The sequence below is a fragment of the Sporolactobacillus sp. STSJ-5 genome, assembly GCF_024385605.1.
In the GTDB taxonomy this organism is placed as follows: domain Bacteria; phylum Bacillota; class Bacilli; order Bacillales; family Sporolactobacillaceae; genus Sporolactobacillus.
This window is the reverse complement of sequence record NZ_JANFOJ010000002.1, coordinates 1-22,699: the sequence shown is the minus strand read 5'-3', so window position 1 is coordinate 22,699 and position 22,699 is coordinate 1. Positions and strand designations below refer to the sequence as shown.

Annotated in this window: 20 protein-coding genes and 1 other annotated feature; of the genes, 5 read left to right on the top strand and 15 right to left on the bottom strand. The window is 40.4% G+C overall.

Annotated features, from left to right (window positions below; translation table 11 throughout):
* Window positions 1–236: 236 nt before the first annotated feature.
* The 5 genes from NOM01_RS02260 to NOM01_RS02240 all read right to left on the bottom strand — a co-directional run bounded on the left by NOM01_RS02260 (window position 237) and on the right by NOM01_RS02240 (window position 4,968).
* The gene (locus NOM01_RS02260; protein ID WP_255746063.1) at window positions 237–839 is read right to left on the bottom strand and encodes a response regulator transcription factor; all 603 of its coding nucleotides are present in this window, start codon (window positions 837–839) and stop codon (window positions 237–239) included.
* A complete protein-coding gene (locus tag NOM01_RS02255; protein ID WP_255746062.1) occupies window positions 836–1,954 on the bottom strand; it encodes a sensor histidine kinase in 1,119 nt (372 codons plus the stop codon). Before NOM01_RS02255 ends, NOM01_RS02260 begins: the two co-directional genes overlap by 4 nt.
* Window positions 1,955–2,064: 110 nt before the next feature.
* The gene (locus NOM01_RS02250; protein ID WP_255746061.1) at window positions 2,065–2,787 is read right to left on the bottom strand and encodes an ATP-binding cassette domain-containing protein; all 723 of its coding nucleotides are present in this window, start codon (window positions 2,785–2,787) and stop codon (window positions 2,065–2,067) included.
* A gap of 10 nt (window positions 2,788–2,797) precedes the next feature.
* Complete coding sequence (locus tag NOM01_RS02245) at window positions 2,798–3,520, bottom strand: hypothetical protein (RefSeq protein ID WP_255746060.1); 723 nt, start codon at window positions 3,518–3,520, stop codon at window positions 2,798–2,800.
* Between the two features lie 194 nt (window positions 3,521–3,714).
* A complete protein-coding gene (locus tag NOM01_RS02240) occupies window positions 3,715–4,968 on the bottom strand; it encodes a coiled-coil domain-containing protein (protein WP_255746058.1) in 1,254 nt (417 codons plus the stop codon).
* Between the two features lie 324 nt (window positions 4,969–5,292).
* On the opposite strand from NOM01_RS02240, the gene NOM01_RS02235 reads away from it, so the two are divergent.
* The 3 genes from NOM01_RS02235 (at window position 5,293) to NOM01_RS02225 (ending at window position 9,027) form a co-directional block, all read left to right on the top strand.
* A complete protein-coding gene (locus tag NOM01_RS02235; protein WP_255746055.1) occupies window positions 5,293–5,799 on the top strand; it encodes a hypothetical protein in 507 nt (168 codons plus the stop codon).
* Between the two features lie 370 nt (window positions 5,800–6,169).
* Window positions 6,170–8,158 (top strand): lipoteichoic acid synthase, encoded by a 1,989-nt coding sequence (gene ltaS, locus NOM01_RS02230; protein WP_255746053.1) that lies wholly within the window; start codon window positions 6,170–6,172, stop codon window positions 8,156–8,158.
* 143 nt (window positions 8,159–8,301) lie between these two features.
* Window positions 8,302–9,027, top strand: a complete 726-nt coding sequence (locus tag NOM01_RS02225; protein WP_370645901.1) for a metallophosphoesterase family protein — start codon at window positions 8,302–8,304, stop codon at window positions 9,025–9,027.
* Between the two features lie 191 nt (window positions 9,028–9,218).
* Here NOM01_RS02225 and NOM01_RS02220 read toward each other — a convergent pair whose 3' ends face one another.
* The 10 genes from NOM01_RS02220 to NOM01_RS02175 form a co-directional block, all read right to left on the bottom strand.
* Window positions 9,219–9,452 carry a YtxH domain-containing protein gene (locus NOM01_RS02220; protein ID WP_255746048.1) on the bottom strand — a complete coding sequence of 78 codons (234 nt, stop codon included), beginning with the start codon at window positions 9,450–9,452 and terminating at the stop codon, window positions 9,219–9,221.
* Between the two features lie 140 nt (window positions 9,453–9,592).
* Window positions 9,593–10,843 carry a tyrosine--tRNA ligase gene (gene tyrS / locus NOM01_RS02215; protein ID WP_255746045.1) on the bottom strand — a complete coding sequence of 417 codons (1,251 nt, stop codon included), beginning with the start codon at window positions 10,841–10,843 and terminating at the stop codon, window positions 9,593–9,595.
* A gap of 89 nt (window positions 10,844–10,932) precedes the next feature.
* Window positions 10,933–11,158: a binding site (T-box leader), on the bottom strand.
* A 177-nt stretch (window positions 11,159–11,335) separates the two neighbouring features.
* Complete coding sequence (locus NOM01_RS02210; RefSeq protein ID WP_255746043.1) at window positions 11,336–13,540, bottom strand: ATP-dependent Clp protease ATP-binding subunit; 2,205 nt, start codon at window positions 13,538–13,540, stop codon at window positions 11,336–11,338.
* Between the two features lie 185 nt (window positions 13,541–13,725).
* Complete coding sequence (locus tag NOM01_RS02205; RefSeq protein WP_255746041.1) at window positions 13,726–14,169, bottom strand: universal stress protein; 444 nt, start codon at window positions 14,167–14,169, stop codon at window positions 13,726–13,728.
* Window positions 14,170–14,396: 227 nt separating this feature from the next.
* Window positions 14,397–16,640, bottom strand: coding sequence for a CDP-glycerol glycerophosphotransferase family protein (locus NOM01_RS17105; RefSeq protein WP_304654740.1), 2,244 nt, complete (start codon window positions 16,638–16,640; stop codon window positions 14,397–14,399).
* A gap of 96 nt (window positions 16,641–16,736) precedes the next feature.
* Window positions 16,737–17,894, bottom strand: coding sequence for a CDP-glycerol glycerophosphotransferase family protein (locus tag NOM01_RS02195; protein WP_255746040.1), 1,158 nt, complete (start codon window positions 17,892–17,894; stop codon window positions 16,737–16,739).
* Window positions 17,887–18,285, bottom strand: a complete 399-nt coding sequence (gene tagD, locus NOM01_RS02190; RefSeq protein WP_255746038.1) for a glycerol-3-phosphate cytidylyltransferase — start codon at window positions 18,283–18,285, stop codon at window positions 17,887–17,889. Before tagD ends, NOM01_RS02195 begins: the two co-directional genes overlap by 8 nt.
* A 239-nt stretch (window positions 18,286–18,524) precedes the next feature.
* Complete coding sequence (locus NOM01_RS02185) at window positions 18,525–18,953, bottom strand: GtrA family protein (RefSeq protein ID WP_255746035.1); 429 nt, start codon at window positions 18,951–18,953, stop codon at window positions 18,525–18,527.
* The gene (locus NOM01_RS02180; protein ID WP_255746032.1) at window positions 18,946–19,935 is read right to left on the bottom strand and encodes a glycosyltransferase family 2 protein; all 990 of its coding nucleotides are present in this window, start codon (window positions 19,933–19,935) and stop codon (window positions 18,946–18,948) included. Before NOM01_RS02180 ends, NOM01_RS02185 begins: the two co-directional genes overlap by 8 nt.
* Window positions 19,936–20,090: 155 nt before the next feature.
* Window positions 20,091–20,723 (bottom strand): hypothetical protein, encoded by a 633-nt coding sequence (locus NOM01_RS02175; RefSeq protein WP_255746030.1) that lies wholly within the window; start codon window positions 20,721–20,723, stop codon window positions 20,091–20,093.
* Window positions 20,724–20,996: 273 nt separating this feature from the next.
* Here NOM01_RS02175 and NOM01_RS17100 point away from each other — a divergent pair, with 273 nt between their 5' ends.
* Both NOM01_RS17100 and NOM01_RS02165 read left to right on the top strand, forming a co-directional pair.
* Complete coding sequence (locus tag NOM01_RS17100; protein ID WP_304654739.1) at window positions 20,997–21,182, top strand: YjcZ family sporulation protein; 186 nt, start codon at window positions 20,997–20,999, stop codon at window positions 21,180–21,182.
* Window positions 21,183–21,349: 167 nt separating this feature from the next.
* Window positions 21,350–22,678, top strand: a complete 1,329-nt coding sequence (locus NOM01_RS02165; protein WP_255746027.1) for a hemolysin family protein — start codon at window positions 21,350–21,352, stop codon at window positions 22,676–22,678.
* Window positions 22,679–22,699 lie beyond the last annotated feature (21 nt).

The window sequence follows — 22,699 nt, the reverse complement described above, 5'->3', positions numbered from 1 at the left end:
TCCTATTCGGTCATGTCCACTTCTGCAGCGGCCTTTGCACATTTTTCGACAAAAACTCAGATCTGTTTTCATCATCACTGTGAAGTACCTAATGGATATATGAAATTATAAAGAACGCAGTTAATCCGCTACATGTTAAGGTTCGCTAACATTTTAAAAGAGCAATATAATTAAAAAAAGAGAAAAGGTGACTATAAGTTCAACCTGTTTTGCACTGGTTTCTTTGATTTTTGCATTCAAATCCAGCCATTTTCTTTCGCTTTTTTGGCAGCCTCCTGCCTCGAATGCGCGTTAAGCTTCTGAATGGCGGTTGATAAATAGTTGCGGACGGTTCCGCCTGATAAATGAAGTATGCTTGCAATCTGCTTCGTTTCGTAACCGGAGAAGGCTTGACACAGGACCTCTTGTTCACGATTCGTTAATGGATTTGTATCGGAAAAATAAAAAGCTGTCGCCAGTTCAGGACTAATAAACCTGCCTCCATCGTTTATGAGCCTCAAATGCGCAATAAGCTCATTAATCGGTTCATCCTTTAATATGTATCCTGCTACCCCAGCTTTCATTGCGCGTTCAAGGTAACCTGGGCGTGCGAATGTCGTCACAATGACTGTTTTGCACGGCGTATCCGCATCCTTAAGTTTTTCGGCAATCTCGAGTCCAGTCATCTCCGGCATTTCGATATCTGCAATCATAAGATCCGGGCTCAACCGTCGAACGAGCTCAAATGCTTCTCTGCCATTACCTGTCTGGCCCACAACCTCAAAATCCTTTTCCATTTCGAGCAACTGAGCAAGCGCGCCACGAAGCATTCCTTGATCCTCAGCGATTAATAATTTCATTTTTCTTCAACCACCTTTTGTTCATTTAACGGCAGAGAAAAACGAAGGAGCGTTCCTTTATCTTTTGTCCGCACATCCACTGCTCCCCCAATCAAATGCATTCGTTCTTGCATTGTGTGCAAGCCGTTTCCTCTTGTATCCTTGTTTCGAATGCCGATCCCGTCATCAATAACCTCAAGAATTAATTTATGACCATCAATCGCCGCCTGAATGATGCAATGCTTGGCAGCACTGTGCCTGACGACATTAGTGATTGCTTCACGGAACGCAAGGCTCAGCATTGTCTCATCGGCTGCCTGAAGCCGCGGCCATTTTTCCGGATTATGAATAATCACTGAAATGCCTTTTGTTTCAAGAAAATACTTCGTTTCATTTAGTTCCTCTGCTAGCGAATGATGACGAATGGACGCAACAATCTCCCGCGTTTGTCCCAAAGCCGATCGAGTAATTCGTTCTATTTCTCCGATCTCTGATTTGGCACGACCCGCATCCTTATCAATCAATCGAAAGGCAAGCTCGCTTTTAAGAATAATCATCGTCAACGTGTGCCCCAGTGTATCATGAAGATCACGTGCAAGACGTCCACGCTCTTGTTCCTTAACCAAGGCAACAATCTGTTCATTCGCCTGGGCAAGCTGATGATGCAAATTTTTTGTTCGCTCGTGAAGAAAAATTGCGATCGGAATGGCAGCTTCTAATAGGAAAAAAAAGACCTGATCATGATAAATAAAAGCTAACGGCCAACCATCAATGATTTGCGACACCGACAGGTAAGCCGCGGCTAGTCCCGCAATTCCAATCGCCAAGTCTCTCACACGTTCAATATAACCGAAAAGAAAAACAAAACTAATGCCGTAAAGGAGCATTATGGCAGAATCGAGAGTTACTGAGGCAACGACGAGTGCAGCGACACCTAATAAAAAATGGACAAGTAGCGTCGTGTACTCAAGCCAGTACATCTGCCGAAAGACATAAAGCAGTACAAGTCCTGCAATCAACCCAATCACTTTTTCCGATAAATGATCGGCCTGCCAAACATTAATAAAGAATTGAGGAAAAATAATCAGTATCCAAAGATAGGGATATGGGCCTGTCGCTTTTGGAAATATTTTCAATCTTCGCGCCCTCTCTCTAAGCGGCTTTTCTTTAGAATACATGTTAATAAAAAGTCAGTAAACAAGTTAAATAAAAATTCGATTATTTTCAAAAAAACTGAAGCTTAATCTCATGACATTTCCCATTCATCGATAATACGCACGCAAATAGGCATTTTATTTTCTCTGCACGCTTGTATCCAATGCCGTTCATTTTCGTCAATGATGATTTTTCCTTTATCTAGAACATGCACCTGGTAATCTTCAAACCATTTAAGATCTTGAAGCTGATGGGTGGCATAAACCACTGTCTTTCCTCTCCTCTCCTGCAATCGACGAATCGACTGTGCGATTTGCATTCCGGAATAGAGATCAACACCGGCGGTTGGCTCATCAAAAAGATACAAGGATTTATCAATCAGACAATACAGAACGATAGTCAGCCAGCGACGCTCTCCAGGGGACATCTTGCCATATTGCATATCCCACAAATAGGTGATTTTTCTTAATGCACTCGGATCATCAAAAAGTTCGCTACACATCTCTGGTGATAAATCCCCACTCCTGTATTGACCGCTCCCGCATAAAATCAATTCAGCAAGATCTTTACCTTTTATCGTGCTTAGAATAGGAACTCCTTGGATCTGATAGAGTATTTCATTTCTTTGGATTGGATTCAGAATAGCCGCATCAACATTGAGCAAACCTGCGAAGGCATCAAGAAGAGTCGATTTTCCTTCTCCATTCATTCCAAGTAAAAAATGCGTCTTCCCTTGCACGAGATTAAATGATAGATCGTCAAAAATTAAGCGATCATTTTGCCGATACCTAAAATTCAAATGTTCTATTTTCATGCGTTTCACCTCAATTTCTAAAAATCGGTAAGAACTGTATTTTTTTTAAAGAAAATAAACCAATAAACAAATAGAAACAAGTTATTGTGATCGAAAGCCAAATCTGAAACCCATGGATAGATGTTCCATCAAACAAAAATCTTGCGATCTGAAAGGCATAATCAATGGGGTTGATGAATGATAAAGCACGATTTATTTGATTGACCGACATGAAAATAAAGCAGAAAATCAGTATATTAGTTAACGGGATCATTGTTTCCTGTCGCAAGCGTAGAGCTGCAAAGAAAAGAAAGAGAAAAAATATTGGCGGACTGCTTAGAATAATCAGCAGAAAGGATTGAATCAACAGTTTTATTATTGGCAGATCGAATAAAAAACAGCTAAGAATATCCAAGATTAGAACGGATAGAGTGAGTAAAATAAATTGTGATATGTATTTGGCATAAATGATCGAGCAGACATTCCCTGAAATGAATAGAAACATTTTTAGAAATTGATCTTCTCTTAGAACAACTAATGAAGGGCCGCTGTTAATTATGGCATAAAGAACAACCATGTAGCTAATCCAGTAAAACACATGATTCTGGACAATCTGCTGATCCGACGTATGGAAGATAAAGGGACGCATCGTATAAATGATTGATCCAATTGGCACTCCGAGGGTAAAGATCAAATTAATTTTGTAATACATCATGACACGCAAAAAATGTTTAACCAGCGGAAAAGTGTTCATCATTCCGCCTTCTTTATTATTGAAATAATACCACTACAAAAAGAATAGCCAATGATTTGCAGCACGCATAGTCTCACATATCATATTTCTTTTATGACAGCTGTCATATTTGTTATATTTCGCTGATTTTATGACAAATTAAAAAACACAAGCAACTAAGCTTGTGTTTTAAAAATTTTATATTTGGGAATGAATTAGTTAAGGATTCTACGAACTACACCGCGGAAATGTGATTTCCAGTATGAGTTGTCCATGCTTACAATGGCAACGCCGGTGCTGCTCTGGGAACCAATGAAGCGTCCGCCACCTAGATAAATACCAACATGACCATTCGTTTTATATGTATCGAAGAATACGAGATCACCAGGACGTGCAGAGGCAAAGCTTACCGCACTGCCTTGACTTACCAGTGCACCTGTTGATCGACCGACTCCAATGCCATTTGCCGCAAATGCAGCATGAACGAAGCCAGAGCAGTCAAACTGACCAGCTGCAGGATTGGAAGCACCAAATACGTAAGTCGACCTGCCAATAAATCGATTGCCATAACCAAGGATACCGGAAATGCCCCCTGTCGCAACGGATGCTGACAGACTAACAGGCTGAGACTGTGCTGAATCATTTGATGAACTGCTACTATTTGATGAAGAATCACTAGCTGTTGAACTGCTTGAGTTACTTGAGCTGCTTGAACTGTTCGAATCAGTAGATTCACTGGATGGATTATAAGAAACCGGTTTGATCGATGCACGTTTCAGGTCTTCTGCAGCACTTGCTAAAGAAGCGAGTTGAGCTGATACACTGGCTTGCTTTTGATCCAATGCCTTAGAAGCAATTTTCTTCTTTTCCTGAAGTGCAACAACTTCAGTTAACGTATTCTTCAGCTTTTCCAAACGTGCAACATTGGCTGCTTGTTTTCTCTCAACACTTGCTTTCTTTGTTTTCACAGCGACTTGATCATTCTTTTGATCAGTAATAATTTTTTGATCCTGGTTCGTAATCGTTGTTAGTGCAAAGGTACGGTCAATAAAATCCCCGAAATTTTTGGAACCCAGTAAGACATCTAAGTAATTTACAGATCCGCCATTCTTATAGATCGAAACTAAACGATCATTTAACAGTGCTTTTCGTTTTTCAATTCGTTTATTGATTTCAGTTATTTCAGCTTTCAAGGCACTAATCTGATCATTATTTTGATTAATCTGTGCCTGTCCATCACTGATTTCGCTTGTCAGTTTCAACTGTTTCTTATTCATCTCGGCAAGTTCATTCTGAATGGCTTGCTGCTGCTTAGTCAGCTGATCTCTCAGTGATTTTTGAGCAGAAGTTTTGTTATTAATATCACTTAATGATGGTGAAGCGTATGTAACTGATGGAGCAATCGAAGTATATGTCAGTCCGAACGTCAGTGCCAGTGTCACGGTTGCTTTTTTCTTATTCATTTTCATGATCGGCCTAGTTCCTCCCCAAAACAATCATTCTCTTTTTTTACCGTACATTTTATTAGGTTCTATTATTTTCTCTTTATCGACTTTTTAATTATAGCACCCTACCTTTTCAAACTGATATTAAGCTTATATGTCGAAATGAAATATAATTGTAACATTAGCTCGATATCCCACGAATTAAATCATTTTTCCTTTGTAATAAATTTGTCATTTAAATAAATTTTTCAGAAAAAGAATTTATTGGGACAACAAATGAAAGGAATAGGACAATTTGAACGTGACATACATTAACTAAGTAGAACAAAATGAGCGGAGGTAAATGCCATGTTTCTTATCTTTGGTTCGGTTTTGCTGACAACTGTTCTCTACAACCAGTTTAGAGAAAAACCATTAACCGGCCGTCTTTATCGGCAACCACTGGCATTGTTATTTTGCGCGGTTTGTGCACTTTCCACTATGCAGCCATTGCCGCTCATTGACTGGATCATGATCGTTACAACTTTGTGTTTTTCATTCGGGCTCGGATTGATCCAAGGTCGTTTTACCCCGCTTTTAAATCATGACGGCGCATGGTATCTTTCTGGATCCATCATGTCGGTATTAACTTGGTCGCTGTCAATACCCATTCGTTTTGCGCTCAAATCCCTATCAATCCATTACTTGTCAATGACTCCTTCATTAAATGGTTCTTCGAGCTTTATTATTTACTTCATATTTATCTCTGGATTTTTATTTGGTCGTTACACGATGCTAATGGTTCGATATCCTTCACTGCTGAAAAATGTTGGAAAAAATGAGCAGAAATTAAAACGGCTTCGTGAAGCACGATAACCACATAAAGGTTAACGGCATCCATCAACCAAACAACACACATCAATCTGATGTTCCGGATTGATTTTTTTAATCCAAGATTATGACAAAATTCCACTTCTTTCCTATATATAATGTTAATTTCGCTGTTGGACAAGTTCTTCTTTTGAAATTTAAATAATGGTACAGGATTTAGTGCATACATTTCTTGACTTTAAATTAAAATGATATAAAATTATTGAAGGTTTTCCGTGTATTTTTTTTTACACATTTTTAATATAACTTCATATTAATCCGTATGATATAATTTGGGACTATAACGATTTTAAATTTAGATGTGAATAGTACCTTAGTTGAATCATTTACCTTGATTTCAGGAGGTTGAACAAACGTGAAGCAATTATTTACTGGCGGACAACGTATACTAACAAAAAAATATGCATTCTTCTTGCTCACAGTCATCCTATTTTGGCTAAAAACTTACTTTGTCTACTTAACTCAGTTTAACCTCGGTGTCAACGATAAGATGCAGCAATTTCTGCTCTTTCTAAATCCGGTAAGTTCTGCACTTTTATTTTTTGGTATCGCTATTATTTTTAAGGGACGCTTGCAGCAATGGCTGCTAATCATTATTAATTTTGTCCTATCATTCTGGCTGTATGCAAACATTGTTTACTACCGCTTCTTTAGTGATTTCATTACATTCTCTACGATGACTCAATCAACGGGCAATGCCGGTGACTTAGGAGGAAGCATTGCGTCGTTGATGAATGGATACGACGTTTTATTTTTCATCGATACTTTAATTGTTCTTAGTCTCGTTCTCTTTAGAATCGCTCGCCCGTCTGCTGAGCGATGGAACATTCGCGCAATCTTTACTGTCTTTGTTTCCGCAGTCATGGTTTTCATTGTTAACTTAAGCCTTGCGGAAACCGACCGGCCGGAACTGCTTAGCCGAACATTTGATCGGAACTATATTGTAAAATATTTAGGCGCTTATAATTTTGCAATCTATGATACCATTCAGAATGCCCGCTCAAATGCTCAGAGAGCGATGGCAGACAGCAGCGATATTAATGATATTCAAAATTTCACCAAATCAAATTTCGCCGCTCCGAACCCGAACTATTATGCAAAAGCCAAGGGAATGAATGTCATTTATATATCCTTGGAATCTTTGCAGAGCTTTGCCATCAACTACAAAATGCCTAATGGTCAAGAAGTTACGCCTTTTTTAAACAAGCTAACGGCAGGCGCCGATGACACCACCTATTTTAAGAATTTTTATCATCAAACCGGCTCAGGTAAGACATCCGACGCTGAATTCATGATGGAAAATTCGCTCTTTCCTCTCTCGCAGGGACCTGTATTCCAGATGAAAGGACTAAATACGTATCAGGCTGCTCCTGCAATGATGAATCAGCGCGGCTATGAGACTGCGGTATTTCATGGTAATGTCAAGTCATTTTGGAATCGTGATCAAATGTATAAATCACTTGGTTATGAGCGTTTCTTCGATTCTAAGTATTATGATATGAGTGCTGAAAACACAAAGAATTACGGCATGAAGGATAAACCGTTTCTTAAGGAAACAATACCTTATCTTTCGAATCTGAAGCAGCCGTTCTACAGCAAATTAATCCTTCTGTCTAATCACTTCCCGTTCGGCATGGACAAAGAGGACACAACGTTTCAGCCTGGAGACTTTGGTGACAGTGTTGTTAATAATTATTTTCAGTCTGCCAATTACATGGATCAGGCTGTTGAGCAATTTTTCACAGACTTAAAAAAGGCCGGTCTCTTTGATAACACGGTGATTATTATGTATGGTGACCATTATGGTCTCTCAGAAAATCATAACGATGCCATGGCGAAAGTACTAGGCAAAGATGAAATAACTCCTTTCGATAACGCTCAGTTGCAGAAAGTACCACTGTTTATTCATATTCCTAAGGTAGCAGGTGGTACAGTTTCAACCTATGGCGGAGAAGTTGATGTAAGACCGACACTGATGAGTCTGCTCGGTATTAATACCAAAAACTACATTCAGTTTGGAACAGATCTTTTTTCAAAGCAACATCGTCAAATTATTCCTTTCCGCAATGGTGATGTCATTACGAACAAATATTCAATTGTCGGCGGAAATGTCTATGCTAATAACGATGGCAAGAAAGTTGAGGACTCACTTGGAAAGCCATATGAAGATATGGCTAAAAAGATGCTTGACTACTCAGACAAGGTTATTTATGGTGACCTGCTGCGCTTTTATCATCCTAAAGGATTTGTTGCACCTGATGTATCAAAAATCAACTATAATACTGATCAAAAGATTCCACCTGACTCAAACTACGGTGTCTCTTCCACTCAAACGAAAAAATAACGAGCCCTTAACAGGGCTTTTCTTTTTTTTACTTTTTGAAAGGTGAGTACTTGGTAAAATGAAAAGGTATCAATTTTTATTGATGATGAGGTATATTTCTCTTTGGTTCTATCAAAGCTTGCATAATAGATTGTAATTTGTCTATGATAGTTATAGAAAGAGAGGTTATTGGTTTGCAGACAGTCAAACGCTTGCTTGTAATCAGTGATATGCATGGTCAGATCGACGCGTTTAATGCGTTACTCGATAAAGTTAATTATTCACTTGAAGAGGATCTGCTCTTCTTGTTAGGGGATTATGTCGACCGTGGACAGAATCCAAAAGAAGTAATAAAAAAAGCACGCCAACTTGAAAAAGAAGGTGCGATTACTCTAAAGGGCAATCACGAGGATATGATGGAAAAAGCGCTTGTCGGGGAAAGCACTGAAGCTGTTTCTCATTGGGCTGCAAATGGCGGCGCACAAACCTTGTCGAGTTACGGTTTATCCATTGAGAATGTCTATAAGGACGTTCAGAATGGAACGCTTTCGCTACCGGATGAGCTCCAGGACGATTTAGAATGGATTCAGCACTTAAACGTTTATGCTGAAACGGAACATTACTTTTTCGTTCATGCAGGAGTCGATCCTGAAAAAGAGTTAAAGGACACCGATGAGACAACCTTTTTGTGGATTCGCACACCATTCTTTGAGGGCTATCAGGGGGATAAGACTGTTATTTTCGGGCATACGCCAACGTTGAATCTTCACGAAACGAGCGACGTTTTTTTTGGAAAGAATAATATAATCGGCATAGATGGCGGCTGCGTGTTCGGTGGCCAATTAAACTGTTTGGAACTTCCCTCCAAAACGACCTATTGTGTAAAATAGGAAGCAAACAATTGATTTATTTGCTAGTAGAGATTCCTCGGCTAGTTAAAACGGTTTATTAAATTATAATGAGCTAATAAAAGTGATTAAAGGTATGAACCCTAACAGCGGCCATGTTAAAAAGAGCTCTCCAAGTAGATTTGCACTGTCTGCTTGAAGAGCTCTTTTATTATTTGCTTAATGATTCTAACTTAGCTGAACGGCTCGTCATCTTTATGAAGCAGGCTCGTTGTCGCTTGTTTTACTTTGTCAACACCGCTGTCTACGATTTCCCTTACAGAAAGGTCCTTGCGCATCTCAGCTCCTGATTTCGGAGCAAACAGCAAAGCAATAGATGCACCGATCGCGCCGCCAATAATTCCGCCAAGCACCAGCTCCTTAATGCCAGTACCGCTGCATGTACACTTTTCATTTTCTGAAGCCATTATTTAGCCCCTCCTTAACCGCAATCTGAATTGGTAGCTGAATACCCATAGCTCTAAAGCATGTATCAACTACACTTAGTATACCATGTGATACAATCCCGTCCTAAAACTTCAATTTATTTTGCATAACTTAGAAAAAATTAGAATTGTATTAATGTGTATTTTTTCTTGCCACGGCGGACAATAACATATTCATCGTCAATTCGATCATCATTCGTCACCTGTGCATTCAAATCCATGCAACGCACCCCGTTAATATAAATTGCGCCATTAGAAATATCTTCGCGTGCTTGACGTTTGGAAGATACAACACCAGCTTCAACAAGCAAATCAAGCAGCCTGACCGCCTCTTTGGTTGTCGCGTTAAATGTCGGTACATCTTTAAAGCCCTGCTTAATTTCCTCTCCGCTCAGTTGTGCAACATCGCCGCTGAACAGCGCTTTTGAAATGTGTTCTGCCTGCTGCAATGCATGTTCACCATGGACCAGAATGGTCATTTCTTTAGCAAGTGTTTTTTGAGCCTTTCGTTCTTCCGGGTGTTCCTTGACCTCTTTAGCCAATGCTTCAATTTCAGCTTTCGTTAAGAACGTAAAATATTTTAAGAAGTTAACGACATCATCATCTGATGCATTGAACCAGAATTGGTACCATTCATACGGGGTTGTGCGCTCAGGATCCAACCAGATTGCTCCGCCCATTGATTTGCCGAATTTAGTACCGTCGCTCTTTGTGATTAAAGGAAAGGTCATGGCAAATGCTTGTTCTTCATGGCCGCGCTTCCGAATTAATTCCAAACCGGCAGTGATGTTGCCCCATTGATCGCTGCCTCCGACCTGCATTCTGCAATGTTTTTTCTCATAAAGGTTGAGGTAATCAAAAGATTGCAACAGCATATATGAGAATTCAGTAAACGAAATACCTGCTTCCAGCCTTGTCTGCACGGAATCTTTGGACAGCATATAATTCAGTGTGAAATATTTGCCGACATCTCGTAGAAATTCAATTGCGGACAATGAATTAAGCCATTCTGCGTTATTAACAAAGGTCGCATTTCCTTCATCAAAATGTAGAAAACGATTCAATTGACCTTTCAAGCTCTCTGCATAGCTGTCCACTACCTCTTTTGTATTCAGCTGCCTTTCCGTTGAACGACCGCTTGGATCGCCGATCATACCTGTACCGCCACCGACAACAGCAATTGGATGATGCCCTGCTTTCTGCAGACGCATCATGATTACAATGACGAGTAAGTTTCCTGCATGCAGACTGTTTGCAGTTGGGTCAAAACCGCAATAGAAGGTCAGCGGCTTCTTCAATGCCTCACGCAATGCTGTTTCATCCGATACTTGATTAATTAAACCTCGATACTTTAAATCATCAATAATATCCATAATTGGTTCAACCTTTCCTAATTAAATTGAATCTCTTTCATGTTAAAAAAGTTACTGCTAAAAGTTAAAAAAATAAAAAGCGCTCCTTAAAAAGGAGCGCTGATCGCACGGTACCATCCTTGTTAACTGATAAAAAAACAGTCACTTAATTAACTCATAACGGCTGCAACCGTCCTCTGCTACTAATTGAATATATGTTCACAGAAGATACTCGAGGAGGTAATTCGCTGCATCGATTGCTGCAAGGCTCGCACCAAACCGCCTGCTCTCTTAATAGCCGTTTCGACCGCTACTTATTCCTGTCATTGTTTTTCACTATATAATGTATAGTCATTCTGCCACTTTTTTTGATTCCTGTCAAATTTTCAATAACGAACTGATTCGTAAACTTTGACTTATCCTACAATCTTATTCATGCGTTCTTATCATTGAAACTATTTGCTTCAGTAAAAGAAAAAAGCACTGCTTTGCAAGTGCTTTTTTCGAATTGATTTATTCAACAGTTACTTTGATGTCTCCATCACTCTCATCAACGTTCATTTTCTTCGCATTACCATGGTCAATAAGCAAGTCGGAAATTTGATCCTCAACCTTCTCTTCAAGAACCCGACGCAATGGTCGTGCGCCAAATTCGGGATTGTAACCGAGCTCTGCCAATTTCTTTTTCGCTGCATCCGTGACACTCAACTCGATGCCCTGTTCAGAAGCTGCCACGCGGATATCACCTAACATTAGATCGACAATGGAAAGCAAATCTTCTTTTTTCAATGCATTGAATTTGATAATTCCATCCAAACGGTTCAAAAATTCAGGCTGGAAATAATCTTCAAGCTGTTTAATCATATCTTCACGACTGCTTGTTGTTCCAAAACCGACCGAAGCAGATTTATTCTTTATCCCGGCGTTGCTTGTCATGATAATAACCGTATCTTTGAAGCTTACCGTTCTTCCCTGGCTGTCTGTCAAGCGACCATCATCCAAGATTTGCAGAAAGATGTGCATTACGTCCGGATGTGCTTTCTCAATCTCATCAAGCAAAATAATGCTGTATGGTTTGCGACGAACTTTCTCAGTAAGCTGTCCGGCTTCGTCATGGCCTACATAACCCGGAGGTGCTCCGATTAAACGAGACACTGAGTGCTTTTCCATGTATTCACTCATATCAAGACGGATCATTGAATCGCGTTCACCAAACATTTCTTCAGCAAGCGTTTTTGCAAGCTCGGTCTTTCCGACACCGGTTGGTCCTACAAACAAGAACGAACCAATTGGACGTGTTGTTTTGCGAAAGCCTGTGCGATTGCGGCGAATGGCACGTGATACTTTTTGGACGGCTTCGCTTTGACCGATTACTTTTGCATTGAGGCGGTCAGCCAAATTACGCATTTTGTTTTGTTCATCAGCCTGCAATTTGCGAACCGGAATCCCTGTACGTGTCTCAACAATTTGCTGAATCAGTACATCATCAACAACCGCATCTTTGCCGGTAACGGGCAATTCAGAACCATTGGCTTTGATTTTCTCCAACTGTTCCAACTGCTTCTGATACGCATGTTCTTGATCACGAAGACGTGCAGCAGTTTCAAATTGCTCATTTTTTGTCGCTTCTGCCTTAGCCGCAGAGATCTCTTCAATTTTCTTCTTAACACTCTCTGTATCAACAGGAGTAAGATTCAAATTAACCTTAGACCCCGACTCATCCATTAGGTCAATTGCTTTATCCGGAAGAAAACGATCCTGAATGTATCGCGCCGACAGCGCCACGCATGCCTTGATTGCTTCATCCGTATACCGAACATGATGGTACTTTTCATACTTCGATTGAATGCCTTTTAAGATCTGAATGGTCTGTTCCTGAGTCGGCTCATTGACAATGACCGGCTGGAAACGCCGCTCCAAAGCTGCATCTTTTTCAATTTTGCGGTATTCATTCAAGGTCGTCGCGCCGATAATTTGCAATTCGCCACGAGCAAGTGCCGGCTTCAAAATATTTCCTGCATCCATAGATCCGCCTTCTGCAGACCCGGCTCCGACGAGCAAGTGTACTTCATCGATAAAGACAATGCAGTTCTTCCGCTTTTCAATCTCAGCCATCAACTGTTTCATTCGCTGCTCAAATTGACCTCTGATTCCTGTACCCGCAACTAAGGAAGCAACATCAATCAGATAAATTTCTTTATTTGCCAGCTTTGCAGGTACCTTTCCTTCGGTAATCTTTAAAGCGAGTCCTTCAGCAATCGCTGTCTTACCAACACCTGGCTCTCCGATAAGGACCGGATTATTTTTATTTCTTCTATTTAGCGTTTCAATAACTAATTGAACTTCGCGCTCACGACCAATGACCGGATCAATTTTTCCCTGTCGTGCAGCTTCGGTCAGATTTCTTCCGACTTGATCCAGAAATCCGCCACGACGGTGACCACCGCCGCCACCTCCCGCTGACTTTCCGTTCATCCCGTCAAAATTCAAACCGTTTTCCTGAGCTCTATTTTCACCGGAGGCCATTGACGGTTGAATAAAGCTGCGGAATAAATCATCAAATGGCGACCCGCCGCCCTGAAAAAATGAAGGCATATTAAAATTATTTTTCATTTTTGCGTAGCACTCCTCACAAAGATGAAGATGTTTTTGCTGTCCATTAATCATTACATTCATTTCAACAACTGCTTGATTTAATTTACACTCATCACAAAGCATAAGATCAAACCTCCTTCAGTTTGATTTAATGTCAATTAGGATTTGGATTCTTTTGACCTTATTTGACCTTATGACTATATTATAATCTGACCTTCTTTGACTTTCAAGTATAAAGGATAAAAAAATAAAAAACCTCTGCAATGACGATATTTGCAAAGGTTGTTAACCATATCAGTAAAAATTAATTATTTGACGATCATAACCGGGCATTGCGCGAGTTGAAGCACTTTATTGCTGACACTCCCTAGGATCATCTGTCCAAATGCACCCATTCCTCGGTTGCCCATAATAATTAAATCTTTCTTCGTATCATTTGCATAATCACAAATTTCTTGTGCCGCAATACCGTAAAGATGTTTTTTGCGGAACGTCACAGATGTATCTTTAGATGCTTTTTCGATAGTGTCGTCGAGCATCTGATTTCCTTCTCTTTCTTCAACCTCTTTGACATCCGCATCCAGTGATGGACCGACCATAGAATAGAAAGGAAAATAGACTGGAGATGGGCTCACATAAAGTAATGTAATTTCGGCATCCTTCTTTCCTGAAGCGATCGAAACTGCTTCATGAACAGCGCGGTTTGCCGGCTCAGAACCATCAACAGGAACGAGAATCTTATACATAATCATCACCAACCTTCCAAAACTCTTTAACTTACTACACCTATACTATACCACCTTTCAAAATTTGTAAGCGTATTTTAAGACAATAATTCCCTAATTTTATGACATTTTTTCTACACTTATAACAATGATTAAAATTTCCGATTTTCGAAAAAAAAGCTGTTTCAAAGCCAAATATTCGACTTAGGAACAACTTCTTTAACATTGCTTGATTCCATTTGAACTAATCAATCTTATTTAAATACAGTTTTCACTACCTTTTCCGAAGAATGCCCGTTTTCAAGCGAGCAGAACTTATCAAAAAATGCATCAAAACGATCAGATACGGCAAATCCGGATGCTGCAATGTTCTGCACAGCCTGAATTACTTCCTCTGTTGTCAAAACAAGCGGTCCTGGTGCTTTCTGTTCAAATTCAAAATAAAAGCCGCGCAGGTGATCACGATAGTCATCAATATCATACGTAAAGAAAATCATTGGCCGTCTTAAATTCGCAAAATCAAAGAAAACGGATGAATAGTCCGTAATCAAGAGATCAGAGATCATGTAAAGTTCACTAATGTCCTCATGATGTGAATAATCATAAGCAAATCCTTCATATTCAGTTAAATCAAGGTTATCAGCAATCAAGTAGTGCATGCGCATGATGATTATGAAATCTTCTCCAAGTTCCTTTTGCATGCGTCGCAGATCCAGATCCAATTCAAAACGATAACGACCTTTACCATAGAATTGATTATCACGCCATGTCGGTGCGTATAAAATAACTTTCTTATCTTTTGGCAAGCCAATTCGATCCTTAATTGCATCGATCGTTTCTTGATTATTCTTCTGATATAGAAAATCGTTGCGTGGATAGCCGGACTCGATCATTGTATTCTCAAAGCCGAACGCACGAGCAAAAATTTCCGATGAATACCGGTTTGGTGATATTAAATAATCCCACCGAGCAGACTCTGCCAGAAAATTCCGTTTGTACTTCTCAGTATTTGTTCCTGGCATGTGTACTTCTTCCATATCCAAAGCTAGTCGTTTTAATGGTGTTCCATGCCATGTTTGAAGATAAATCGTGTGTTTCGGTTTTGACATCCAAAGCGGTAAGCGCACATTCGTCACCCAATAATTAGCACGGGTCATGAGCATCAGCCATTTCCATGAAAAACGCTTGACGTACGGCAATTGATGCTGTTCAAACAATTCTGTATACTTGGCGTTAGCGCTCCAGATCAATTGATATTCAGGGCAATGCTCACGCATATACTCATAGATCGCACGCGGATTGCAACTGTATTGGCGACCGAAAAAGCTCTCAAACATCACTAAATTCTTTTTCATCGGCAGATGAGAAAGGGCTTGAAATGTTCGGTGATAAAGAGATGTAAATACTCTGCTCTTCTTTACACGATTCAAGCCGCGTCTTGCTTTCCCTTTAAGTGCATCAGCCACGGTATACGGCGCGATGCGGAAAGCAAGGCTGTGATTGCGATTTCGCTTCACAATCAGGCTCTTCTTCAATCCATTCAGTTTAATGATGTGGCGGCCAGTGATCACCTTATGTCTGGCAAGAATACGCACTGGACGTTCAGAATACAGCATCCCGTTCTTTTTGTGAGTCAGTTCCAGCCTGAAATACAGATAAACGGGCTCTTCGATATCAGCAAACTGCGATGCAATGGGCTTGAGATCAATGGCAAGAGAAAAACCTGCCCAATCATAATTACGATTTAAAGATGCGGCAGCCTCTGTTAAATCCGGACGTTCTACATTCTCAGTCCGCCATTCCGCAATGACCTCTTCTTCGCTGTTTAAAAGCATGATTTTCTTTTGGATATCAGGCTGCGAAAGCACATCAGAAAACGGGAAAACAACATGTCCTTCGAGAGTAAGCATAAAAGTTCTGCTGATCTCCGCACGATCAATTCGAGCCATTACGTGAACTTCCTCAACACGCAGTGAAAGGCCATTCTTTTTTGTATAAAAAGGAATGAGCATTTTGTCTTGCTCTTCATTATAGAGGCTAAACAAATCGAGCGGTTGCAGCGGTCGCAGTGCATGCAAGCGAATAGTCAAGCGAAAACCCTCTTCGAGCTCACTTCGATCAACAATCTCCATCTCTTCAGTCTGAGCTTCGTCCAAATTTGAATAGACCTGATCTAATAACGACTGGTCTACAGGTACAGATATGAAAAAGTCCCAATAGTCGCGTTCAAACAAGCGATTCTGAATTGCCGGCAACATAATTTTGATCTTTGCATCCCAATAGTCATTTTCGTCTTTGCTCACAGACTCAATAGGAAATACAAACGCAGCATCGCCAAAACGATCGCACACGTGTATTTCCATGCGTTTTATGTAACTTTCATCTGCCATTGGATTGAAACGAATGGTGACGTTCCATTCTCCCGGACTCGCCTCAAAACTTAAAATCCGTGGTTTTATTAATTTTTTTATCTGTTTTTCGGCTTGCTCACTGATCATTTCCCCTGCTCCTCCTAGATGTAGTAGGATCTATCCATTCATTTTTACTCTTCTTGTTTTTTTTATTGGTTGTAACCACTATGACCATTACTCCATTCATTTGTTCATACAGGCAGTCAAATAATCCACAATCTTACTGCTCGACTGACCCGTTGAATAGCGATTCCATTTCTCCGAAAAAGCCGCAATTTGCCGCAAGTCAAAGGTGTCACGCTTAATCAGCCGAATGACTTCATCAGTGGAGTTCGCAACTGGCCCTGGAACCATTTGCTCATAATTTTCCCATAATCCCCTGTTTTTTTCATAAGAATTCAAATCATATGGGAAAAAGATCATCGGACGATTCAGCAATGCAAATTCAAAGGGAATGGATGAATAATCAGTCACTAAAAGATCCGTACCGAGCAGTAACTCGTTTACGCTGTTCCATTTGGAACCATCAATTAAAAACTTATGATCCCAGCTGAGATTAATCATTTTTCCTCTGTCAGAAGGGTGCAGACGAAGAATCAGCACGTAATCTTTGCTGAGTTCTTCCTCCATCCTATTTAAATCGAGTCCAAGCTCCTCCAGAGGCTGATCTCTGAAAGTTGGTGCATATAAGATGATTTTCTTGCCCGAACTCATTTTGTTTAACGAATCTTTTATCTCTGCCTGCTTCTTTAAATCAAAAAAAAGATCGGTTCGCGGTATCCCCAAATGAATGAAATGGGCATCACCTAAACCGAAGGACTGCCTAAAAATCGCCTCCATGGCATCGGAACCGACAACAATCTTATCAAAGTGCCGATATACGGTTGAAAACCGCGCACGCGCACGCGCAGACCTAAAGGTAACTGAATGATCTTTTAAACCAAACGTCTTAAAAGCTCCGCATGCATGCCAAAGCTGGATGCATAATACATCTTTTTTAAAATTGACCACCGAAAGAAAACCGAAATAATTATCAACCACAACCAGTTTCGCTGTCGCCAAATGATAAGCTGAGCGAACAAACTGCCATATATTCATGGTTTCAAACGGAATCACCATTTCACCTGTGCTGCCGAAATGAGTGAAAACAGCTTTTCCTCGGCACAGAAAAACAACTTCTGTTTCAGATCCTCTGTGCTTCATTTCATCATAGACAAATTGATTATTGTCTGTATAAGAACAGACAAAAACGATCTTCCTGTGAAGCCTAAAAATTTTGCAGAGCGTAAAAATGACTTTAAAAAAAACAAGATAACAGTTAATCAGAAATTCCTTAGCCATTTTTCACAGTAAACAAATCATGTTTGATCTTTGTGGTTGAAATACCAACTGTACGCGGCAGATAAACAACTTCACAATAATCTTTCAGAAAATCAAATTTTCCCTTCCAGTCATCACCCATGACAAAGATATCCACATCATTATCTTTAACATCGGCGATCTTCTGGTCCCAATCCTTTTCAGGGATTACCTTATCGACATAGCGAATCGCTTCGAGAATCAACTTGCGGTTCTCATAGCTGTGGTAGGCCTCTTTATGTTTCACGGCATTAAACTCATCCGTCGAGAGCCCGACAATTAGATAATCGCCAAGTTCCTTCGCGCGTCTCAATAAATTGATATGTCCATAGTGCAATAAGTCAAAGGTGCCGTAGGTTAAAATTCTTTTCAATTTAATTCGCTCTCCTTAAAAATCACAATGTGCGCAAGCCCATCAATCCATAACAGTAACTAAAGTGTCTACACAACATTTATTCTGCCCAAACGCAGTTTATCAAATCAAAAATACAGGCTTATATGACCTGTCAAACACTCACCTTTAATGGTTCGACATAAGCTCTAATTCAATGGCACGTATGAATACAAGCATTCTACATTTTGCGTCCCTAAATGTCAATCGGTGCGCCGCATTTAGGCTCTAAACACCCATAATTTACTTAACAAAAAGTTAACACTTAAACCAATGAGTGTACTGATTAATTTATTTATGTACAGAGGCAGAAACAACATGCTGTGCATAGCCAGCAAAGTGATGCCCAGTACAGCGAGATTCAGAACAATAAATCGAATCAATCGTGAAAGCGACCGTTTGGATTCTGAGAACGTAATTTTGGAATTCCAAATATAACTATTCAGCATACCGGCGCCATACGACAGAACCTGTGCAGCTGCATAAAAAATGGAGAAAAAATGTGCCAGTACAAAAAATACAATAAAATCAACTGCCGTGTTACTCACGCCAACGGAGCCAAAAATAAATGCTTGTTTGATCCATCGCCATTTTAAATTATCTTTTTTTATTTTTTGATCAATGTACTGCCCTCTACTTCGGCTACTCATGGAACTTATCCTTTTCACTTAATTTTTTATTGTGCAGTGTATTGATTTCTATAGTATACCGTGGTCTCTTTTTTGTTTCCGTGAAGATCTTGCCAATGTATTCGCCAATCACGCCGATTGCCATGAGCTGCATACCGCCAATCATCCAGATCGACAAAATCAGTGAAGTCCAGCCGCTAATTGTATGATCTAGAAACCAATTGATCAACGCATAAGCAGCAATTGCGCCTCCAATCAATACAAAAAGAAAGCCGATACTCATCACCAATTTAATTGGCACAATGCTGAATGAAGTAATGCCGTCGACTGCGAATGCAAGCATTTTCTTCAACGGATACTTTGATTCACCTGCATACCGTTTTTGGCGGTCATAATACACTTTAGACGATTTGAAGCCGAGCAACGGGATAATGCCTCGAATAAAGAGGTTCTCTTCTTGATAGCGCATGAATTCCTGTACCGCTCTTCGGCTGAGCAAACGAAAATCCGCATGGTTCGGTACCAGGTTAACTCCCATTTTAGCCATGAGTTTATAAAAAACACGTGCAGTATTTTTTTTAAAGAATGTATCTTGATCACGCCGTTTCCGTACTCCGTAGACGACATCAGATCCCTCCAGATACTTGTAAACAAACGCAGGAATCATTCGGGCATCATCTTGCAAATCAGCATCAATAGTGATGACACAATCCGCTTCTTTATTCACCGTTTCAATACCTGCAATAAGCGCATTCTGATGCCCAAAATTTCTGCTCAGCCTTAATCCTTGTATTGACGGAACAGTTTCAGCGCGTGCACTTACAAGCTGCCACGTTTTGTCCGAGCTTCCGTCATCGACAAAGAGGATAAAACTCTTCCGGCTGATCGTGCCCGTCTCTGACAAAGAATTAAGGATCCCGGTCAATACCTTTATTGTTTCTGGCAGTACAGCTTCTTCATTGAAACAAGGAACAATAATGCAGAGTAGTAGTTCTTCGTTCATAAATATCCGCCTGTCTTTTTGGCACCCCTGCCATTTTGCATGTTCATTCATACAAATCTGCAGGCCATTATTTGTCAGCCATTTTAGTATAGCGCTGCACTCGATTGCTAAAAGCAAAATGAAATTCTTTTCACAAAATTAGGTTTGTTTGACGCTCACACATGAGACAGTGCATCGATTGCAAAGCCGGACCAGCTCTCCATTCGATCATAAACATCAGGGTTTCTTAATTCATCAAGTGTATTCCAGCTTCCTTCCAATTTGTCCTTTTCACGAACATCGACTTGAGCATCATTCGGCAAGACGATGACGACAAGAACTCCGATGTGAACTTTGCCGACTTCAGATTTATCATCATTAATTAAACCAATGGTTTTCATGTCTGCGGTTTCGGCATTCTGTACAATTAATTCCTCATTGATTTCTCGATCCAAATTCTGAGCAAGGACTTGCTGAAAATCATCTGCGCCCTTAACTTCATTCATATGTCCTCCGACCCCGATCGATAATTTTCCATAAAGGCGTTCTTCGCCGCCTCCGCCTAACCGCTTATATGTAAAATAGCGCTCACCTTTCTTCAACACTGCATATGGAATAGGCTGCTTGTATAACGGATTCTCTTCCGCATCGCCCCGTCGCATAACCAAAAAGTGGTCAGACATTCTTTTCTTTAACGTGGCAACCGATTGTTCGTATCGCTCTGTTCCTTGAAAAACAAGGCTGCTGTCTCCAGCTCCGAATAAATCAGATCTGCCTACAACAATTATTTGTTCATCCATTTTTCCCATCTATTATTCCTCCAAATCACAACATACTCAATCACAAGGTTGGGGTAATCATACGCTCTTGTCAAGCAACTGGCGATGAAATCTTACGAAACAACGCGCCTTTGCGTGCTGCTTGAAACTCGGATTTTCCCTTTTCTAAAATAAAAAAGGGAACATAAATGTTCAACCAACAAATAGGCATTCGCATAGATTCAAGGATTGGGCGTTTATTTCATCGCCAAATACCCCTGGTTAACATAGAATATCATATCTCGTGATAAAGGAGTGACTTGAATGGGCAACTTTGGTTTCGGCGGATATCCGTCAAATGCTCCATATGGTGGTGCAAGTGAAGGCTGCGGCTGCGGTGGCGGCTACCCTTCTTATCCTGTAGGTGGCACATCCTGCGGTAGTGGGTTTGCGCTCATCGTTGTATTGTTCATCCTGTTAATTATTGTTGGCGCTGCATTTGTTTGCTGATTAACAGATTATGAAAATGCCCGACGGTATCCAACCGTCGGGCATTTTTCTATAAAATGAGTAACCACTTGCAAAGATTGTGTTTCTTCTTTCAAAGCATTCCATTTTTCGTGTATACTGAAATAGTGTAATTCGATTATTTATTTGGAGGTGAAACCTGGGTATTCATGACAATACTCAGGGCTCATTTGGACGATACCATTGGCTTATTAATCGTCATTTTTTTAATTATATTAACTGCTTTTTTCGTAGCTGCAGAATTTGCGATTGTTAAAATTCGCCCCACCCGCTTGAATGAACTAATCAAGCTGGGCAACAAGCGTGCTGCTGCTTCAAAGAAAATTGTAGATGAATTAAATGCTTACCTGTCAACAACACAACTCGGTATTTCGGTTACTGCGCTTGTCCTCGGCTGGATTGGGGAACCGGCAGTTGCCCACCTATTTAATCCTGTATTTCAGTTGTTTGGCTTGAATAACGCGTTAATTCATACCCTTTCAGTGCTGACCGGCTTTTTCCTGATCACGTTTGCCAGCGTGGTTCTTGGTGAATTAGCACCTAAAGGAATTGCGATCCACAAAGCGGAGCAAATTACACTGAACATTGCCTATCCTCTTATTTGGATACATCGCCTGCTCTTCCCATTTGTATGGCTGCTTAACACATTGTCAAACGGAGTTATCCGCCTGCTTGGCGTTAAACCTGAAGATCAGCATGACAGCGCACTGACCGAAGGCGAATTGAGGCTTACACTGGCCGACAGCTTTAAAAGCGGGGAAATCAGTCAAGGCGAATTACGTTATATGACACGCATCTTTGATTTTGATGAACGAACTGCTCGAGAAATTATGGTGCCGCGAACCGAAATAGTCTGTATCTACAAAGAAGATCCGTTTGAAGAGTCGCTTCAAACGCTGCATAACGAAAAGTTTACTCGTTTCCCACTTGTAGAAGAAGATAAAGACCATGTCGTCGGCATGATTAATATTAAGGACATGTTCACCGATGTGCTGAACAAAGATCTTCAACCGATGGATCACTATATTCGTCCGATTCTATCCGTGCTTGAAACGATGCCGATTCGCACGCTTTTTGAACGCATGCAGAAAGAAAGCATTCATATGGCCATTCTCACTGATGAGTATGGCGGCACATCAGGTCTTGTCACCGTTGAAGATATTCTGGAAGAAATCGTCGGAGAAATTCGAGATGAGTACGACGAAGGCGAAGAGCCGCTAATTAAACGTATTAATCCTGATCAGGCTCTCGTTGATGGCAAATTACTGATCTCTCATGTGAATCAGCAATTTCAAATTGACATCGAAGAAGAAGGAATCGATACAATCGGCGGATGGATTCTTGCCGAGGATCCAAATGTCGAAGTTGGCTCAACCCTTAATTATGATCATGTGACTTTTGAGGTTAAGAAAATGGAAGCCCATCAGATTCGAAAGATTATGATTACTAAGGTTAAAACGGTTCCAAATAATTCTTAATCAGTGAGCATCTTGTAAATA